At 51.6% G+C, this 6,000-nt stretch carries 6 protein-coding genes; 4 read left to right on the top strand and 2 right to left on the bottom strand.

Annotated features, from left to right (window positions below; all coding sequences use genetic code 11):
* Together C1949_RS16835 and C1949_RS16830 are read left to right on the top strand one after the other, a co-directional pair.
* The coding region (locus C1949_RS16835) for a hypothetical protein (RefSeq protein WP_211287192.1) at positions 1 to 1,862 on the top strand (1,862 nt) is incomplete at its 5' end.
* Positions 1,863 to 1,869: 7 nt separating this feature from the next.
* Positions 1,870 to 2,265, top strand: a complete 396-nt coding sequence (locus C1949_RS16830; protein ID WP_229744491.1) for a hypothetical protein — start codon at positions 1,870 to 1,872, stop codon at positions 2,263 to 2,265.
* 166 nt (positions 2,266 to 2,431) lie between these two features.
* Here C1949_RS16830 and C1949_RS16825 read toward each other — a convergent pair.
* Positions 2,432 to 3,582 (bottom strand): IS3 family transposase gene (locus tag C1949_RS16825; RefSeq protein ID WP_104739588.1). Its coding sequence is split into 2 segments (ribosomal slippage): positions 2,432 to 3,339 and positions 3,339 to 3,582, totalling 1,152 coding nucleotides; the frame shifts between segments, so codons are not numbered across the junction.
* Positions 3,583 to 3,687: 105 nt separating this feature from the next.
* Entirely contained in the window at positions 3,688 to 3,909 is a 222-nt protein-coding gene (locus C1949_RS16820) for a helix-turn-helix domain-containing protein (protein ID WP_096005345.1), read from the bottom strand.
* 101 nt (positions 3,910 to 4,010) lie between these two features.
* Between C1949_RS16820 and C1949_RS16815 the strand changes: the two genes are divergently transcribed.
* Together C1949_RS16815 and C1949_RS16810 are read left to right on the top strand one after the other, a co-directional pair.
* Positions 4,011 to 4,589 (top strand): hypothetical protein, encoded by a 579-nt coding sequence (locus tag C1949_RS16815; RefSeq protein WP_104739587.1) that lies wholly within the window; start codon positions 4,011 to 4,013, stop codon positions 4,587 to 4,589.
* Complete coding sequence (locus tag C1949_RS16810) at positions 4,589 to 5,992, top strand: DEAD/DEAH box helicase (protein ID WP_104739586.1); 1,404 nt, start codon at positions 4,589 to 4,591, stop codon at positions 5,990 to 5,992. The genes C1949_RS16815 and C1949_RS16810 overlap by 1 nt, the downstream gene beginning before the upstream one ends.
* Positions 5,993 to 6,000 lie beyond the last annotated feature (8 nt).

The following is a 6,000-nucleotide window of genomic DNA, read 5'->3' as shown; positions in this document are numbered from 1 at the left end:
TCAATTTTGGAGATACACCCAGGCGAAAAGATGACTTTGGAAACACACCAGAAAACAGCCTAACATTTAAGCTCATAATAATTTGGTGGCTCTATCGACCCGGAAAGATCAGAAAGCCCCGGCGCCTCATGGCGATATATACCGCTCTTCGACCAATGTTCGTAGCCTGTTCCAAAGAGGGGGTTTCAGCGCTAGATCTTTATAAATTCCCCGCAGTTCAGAATAAAATTTTCACGGAAGCATCAAAAGGCAGAAATAAAACCGTGATTATGATAGCTCACGAGATCTGGGAGTCCAGAGACGAACTCGGCTTTTATCTCTTGACGCCATGGGACATCGGTAAAATCGCAGTAACAATAGAAAAAAACGACAAAGTCAAACAAACGCCTTACATACCTCCTCGCATATGGCTTTATCAGGCCTCGCGATTGAGAGCCTGCCTTGAAGATTTTATGGCTAATCGGGAGGCAATTGCCAACTGTTTTAAATTTTGCCTGGATACTTATGCGCACAATGCAGGCTCATTGGCGAAAGCCTGTTCGCAGGATTTCCCAGCCCACTTAAGGCCTTTCAATGTCAATAACAAGCGCCACCATAAAAAGCACCCAGAAGCCATATACTTCAAAACCTTCTTTGAAGTATCCGACAAGTTTGGCATTACGGAACTTTTAGAACGCTGGGTCCCCAGAATGAAAAAAGGCGGAGCCGCATCATTTTCAGCGTACTTCAATTTAATCAGTTTGGTTGGCACTGCTTATCTGGTCAACTTCTCTCTAATGCGGATCGAAGAATCATTCTCACTAAAGACCAACTCCCTTTCCATTGAAAGAGATGAGAATACTGGAGAAGACATATACATTCTAACAGGCGTCACAACGAAGACCATACACGATGACGATGCAAGGTGGATTACGGCACCATCGGCTAAACTAGCAATAGACGCTCTATCAATCGTTGCTAAATTACGAATCCAGTGCGCTGTACTGAACCCCAACGTCCCAATTAGTGCTTCCGACACATCTGACCCTTACCTTTATCAGCGCCCCTATGAACCCTGGAGAAAAAAATCCAAGGGATTTGAATATACGCAAGATATCAGACCCACGGTAAGCTCATACGTGGCAACGCTTCAAAAAAACACCAAGTTATTTGATCCTAGCGAAATGCGAATCACAGACAGGGACCTTGAGTCTGCACTTCTAATCACGCCATCATTGAACCCTAAAGAGTATTTTGTCGGCAATGAATGGTCCCTGGGGTGGCACCAGCTTCGCCGAACCGGAGCGGTTAACATGGCAGGTTCCGGCATAGTTTCTGAGAGCGCCATGCAGTACCAGTTGAAGCACGCCACTCGGGCAATGACTCGTTACTACGGCAGTGGTCATTATCACCTTCGATTTGGTCTGAATAGTTCTGCGGTGAATGAATACGTTAGAACGATCTATGAAATGCTTGCGAAAGAGGTAACGCTAGTAACATCGCCGAGATTCATTAGCCCCCACGGTGAAAAGCGCAAAGAACAATTGCTCGCAGCCATTTCAGAAAAAGACCATAAAGCCCTTGTGTCTGAGGCAAGAAAAGGGCGAATAAATTATCGTCCTATGTTTTTAGGCGCGTGCATGAACGACGGGCCATGCGAGTATGGTGGATTTGAGCATGTTGCTAGGTGCGGAGGGCTAAATGGTAGTCAACCTTGTGAGTCCGCACTCTATGACAAAAACATGCTGCCCAGAATTCAGGCTTTGCGGGACAATCTGCAAACACGACTGAGCGGAGCTGAGGAAGGAAGCCCCTTAGAGACTTCACTTTCCATACAAAAACTAGCAGTGGAGAATGCAATTAATGTCATCAACCTCTCATGAGAAGCCTATGAGCCGTGCTGAAGGGGCGTTCCGCCAAGCTTTTGAAAGGTTGAAAGTTAACCAACCTCTCATTATTCCAAAAGGCTCTGCTGTAACGCAAAATAATGTGGCTCGCGAAGCAGGGGTTGATCCTTCTGCTTTAAAAAAATCGCGCTTCCCTGCACTGGTCGAAAGCATTCAAAACTGGGTATCAGATAACAACCAGCGAATGCAATCTGGTCAGTCTCAACGTGGCAAGAATCGTGGGCTTAGGGAGAGACTTGCATCAATGAAGGAACAGCGAGACAGAGCACTAAACCTTCTAGCGAATGCAGATGCACTGATACTGGAACTTTTACGGGAGAATGAGCGCCTTCAAGCAGGAAGACCTCCAAGTAACGTTAGTCCGCTGAATGCAAAATGATTACATAGCGCCGCCACCGGTATCTTCGAGTACATTGAGATCTTTTATAGTCGCAAACATCGACACTCTGCACTCGGTAATATAAGTCCAGCAGAGTTTGAGCGAAAATGCGCATAAACAGTGTCTACTTTTTGTGGACAGGACCAGGTGAATCGCCCCGGCTTTCCTAGACACTTTCCAGGCTCAGTAAATGTTGCCTTTCAAGCTCTACCGGTGACAGCTGGTTGTTGAAACCGTGTCGGCGTTTTGGGTTGTAAAACATCTCGATGTAGTCGAACACGTCAGCGCGAGCATCCTGCCTAGTGCTGTAGATCTTTCGCCTAATCCGTTCCCGCTTCAGCAGTTGGAAAAAGCTTTCCGCTACCGCGTTGTCATGGCAGTTGCCACGTCGACTCATGCTGCCAAGCAAGTTGTTGGCTTTCAGAAAGCTCTGCCAGTCTCCGCTGCTGAACTGGCTACCCTGGTCTGAGTGAATCATCACCCCCTGCTTTGGCTTGCGGCGCCAAACGGCCATTAGCAACGCATCAATAGCCAGGTCGCTGGTCATCTGCGGCTTCATTGACCAACCGATTACCTGCCGCGAGAACAGATCGAGCACCACCGCCAAATACAACCAGCCCTCATAGGTGCGGATGTAGGTGATGTCCGTGACCCAGACCTTGTTGGGTTCGGTGACATTGAACCGACGCTCCAGATGATTCGGTGAGGCCGCTGGAGGCTTGCCGCCATAGCGGCCCGGTCGACGACGATACCCTGTCTGTGAGCGCAGCCCTTCCAGGCGCATCAGTCGAGCAACACGATGCTTGCCGCATGCTTCTCCAAGCTCACGCAGGTCGTCGTGGATTTTGCGGTAGCCGTAAACGCCACCGCTCTCTAGCCACGAGTGCTTGATCAGGCCAAGCAGACGTTGGTCATCCTTGGCTCGTGCCGACTTCGGTTCAGCCAGCCAGGCGTAGTAACCGCTGGCATGTACTTTCAGGGTCAGGCAAAGCCGGCGAACGGAATAGTCTGCGGATAGCTGACTGATGAGGGCGTACTTCAGCCGCACTCCTTGGCAAAGTACGCGGCGGCCTTTTTTAGGGTGTCTCGCTCTTCGGTCACGCGCTTGAGTTCGGCACGTAGACGACGCAGCTCAGCTTGCTGGTCGTCTTCTTGCACGCGTTGCTTTTCAGGTTTGCTGTAGCGCTTAACCCAGGCATACAGGCTGTGGGTCGACATGCCCAAACGAGCAGCTACCTCAGCCACCGGTATACCTCGTTCGGTCACCTGCCTGACTGCTTCGATTTTGAATTCGTCGGGATAACGCGGATTGCTCATGGCACCTCCTAGTGGGCCGTATTATGAGGCCAGGAGGTGTCTACGAAACTAGGGGCGATTCAAATGCATGAGGCGCGCTGCTAAAAGTTGAGTTGCGTAAGCGGGCTAAACTTCAGACAGTGGCGGTAGCAAGCCTGCGGGATCGCAGCCAAGAACTTTCGCAATACGGTACAGCTTCTCGATCGTGAGGTTGACTTCTCCTCTTTCGATTCGCCCAACGTAACTACGATCAAGATTGCTGGTTAGCGCCAAGACGTCTTGGGAGATGCCACACTTCCTTCTTTCTTCGCGGATGCGGTGCCCTAGCGATATCGCCAACGTTTCCATGACCATCTCAACTCAGCTTGAGATGGTACTATCGTGGGTTTGCGGACTCTGAGGCCACGGACTATAATCCGCATTTTGCGCTTCTCTTCCCTGGTACCTACATGAAATCGGCCGCGTTTACTTTTGACAGGCGCCTTCACGACTTACTCCAAGACCCAGGCCTCGCTAAGTTCACAACTGCAGAGTTGCGCGATGCATATGCTGCAAGCCTAGACAGCGAAAGTTTCCGCCTTGCAGATCTCCGTCTTTACGTTTACGAGCAGATCCGCAGGCTCGTGCGCGTAGGGTGGGTTACCACTGATGGTGAGCGCCGCTCAAGAGGGCAGCGCTATCAAGTGCTGAGCGCGCCACAGCATCTGCAAGTTGAGCTGGTAACCGGCAGCTTCGAGAGTAGCCTTGCTGATGCGCCTGAAGTCAGGAAAGAGGCTCTTGCAGGCACGGCAGTCAAAGTTGCCGCGAACCGCTCTGATCAAGACCTAGACAGGCTGCATAAAGAGACTCGCATGGACTTTTTGTCCTCCATGGGCGAGGCAGAATGTTTCAAAAAGCTCCTGAAGGAAATGCCTCATCTCCACCACTTGCTTGAGAGCCAATATATGGAAGCTAGAGACCGCAGCTCACGCTTGCTTGGTCATCTTCGCGCCATCGAGAAGACGCTCAAGACCTTAGCCAGGCCGTGATGAGCGAAGGACTTCGTCTTTGGCAGCGCCGTTGCATATCTCAAGCGATAAAGCGCTATGCACTTTCCCCGCACTTTTTTTGTCAGGCGACACCTGGCGCAGGCAAGACTCGCATGGCAGCTGAACTGGCGAAGCGGCTGGTCGACGAAGACCAGATAGATCTAGTCTTATGTTTCGCGCCCTCGTGCCAAGTAGTCGAAGGCTTTCGGACAACTTTTTCTTCTGTCCTTGGCCGGCGCCTCGATGGGCGTATAGGTGCAATTGGGAGCGCGTACACTTACCAAGCAATGGAGTTTCGCGACCACGACTTTTGGCAACTTTTTTCTGATTATCGAGTGCTCGCGGTTTTCGATGAGATCCATCACTGCGCGGGAAGTGATCCTTCCTTTAGTAATGCTTGGGGGCTTCAAATACTGTGTAGGATTCAGGACCGCGCTAGATTCACCTTGGCGCTGTCGGGCACCCCTTGGCGCACTGACGATAAGGGCATCGCACTTGCTCGTTACTCGACGCCGGACGGGCAATTGATCTGTGACTATCGATACTCGCTGAGAGAGGCAATTGCCGATGGCGTATGCAGAAGCCCTCGCATTGTGCTGCTCGACAACAGCGAGGTGACGCTGGAGGAGGCGCAAGGGCCAAGTAGTTCCTCCAGGCTGTTCAGCAGCGTAGAAAGCCTCCTGAGCGGATCCCGCGTTACATACGAGGCATTGGTGCGTCACGAGGAAATTATTGAGCGCGTTCTTGATCTCGGCTGCAGGCAGCTTGATGAGCTGCGCCAGGTAAGAGCCGACGCTGCGGGTTTAGTCGTTGCGACTGACATTGAGCACGCGGAACATATTGCTCGCTCTCTTCACGCCCGGGGCGAGACGTATAGCGTAGTCACAAATAAGACCCCGAATGCGCAGCAGGCCATCAACCGCTTCCGAACCAGTAGCAGCCGATGGATCGTAGCTGTCGGCATGATTAGTGAAGGTACTGACATCCCCCGGCTGCAGGTATGCTGCTATCTCAGTCGCATTCGCACCGAGTTACACTACCGTCAAGTACTGGGGCGGGTTTTGCGACGTTCTGGCGGGCGAGATGGGCTGGCGTGGTTGTTTATGCTGGCCGAGGAAAAACTGCGGGGGTTCGCTGAGCGTATTTCTGACGACCTGCCGGAGGACCTAGCTGTGCTAAGGGAGTTGCCGATGGCTGCATTGGAGGCCGGTGTTACCTTTGATTCTCTGGAGGGGGGGGTGGATGGTGTCGATGATGCTACAGGTCGAGGTGAGACCAGAGCAGATGACGAGGCTGATCTGGAATCCCATCACTGCCTATCGCTGGCTGCGAATGTTATTGAGCCGACATTCAAAGTTAGTTTCTCCCAGCAGTATAGACAGCAGCTACTGGCCTGCTTTTGATTGCTGGC

Source organism: Halopseudomonas oceani, from assembly GCF_002903165.1.
Lineage (GTDB): Bacteria > Pseudomonadota > Gammaproteobacteria > Pseudomonadales > Pseudomonadaceae > Halopseudomonas > Halopseudomonas oceani.
The sequence above is the reverse complement of the archived record's forward strand: the minus strand, read 5'-3'. Positions and strand labels throughout refer to the sequence as shown.

Coding starts and splice junctions, on each gene's coding strand:
- C1949_RS16830 (WP_229744491.1), top strand. CDS start 1,870: ATGAGCCGTGCTGAAGGGGCGTTCCGCCAAGCTTTTGAAAGGTTGAAA.
- C1949_RS16820 (WP_096005345.1), bottom strand. CDS start 3,909: ATGGAAACGTTGGCGATATCGCTAGGGCACCGCATCCGCGAAGAAAGA.
- C1949_RS16815 (WP_104739587.1), top strand. CDS start 4,011: ATGAAATCGGCCGCGTTTACTTTTGACAGGCGCCTTCACGACTTACTC.
- C1949_RS16810 (WP_104739586.1), top strand. CDS start 4,589: ATGAGCGAAGGACTTCGTCTTTGGCAGCGCCGTTGCATATCTCAAGCG.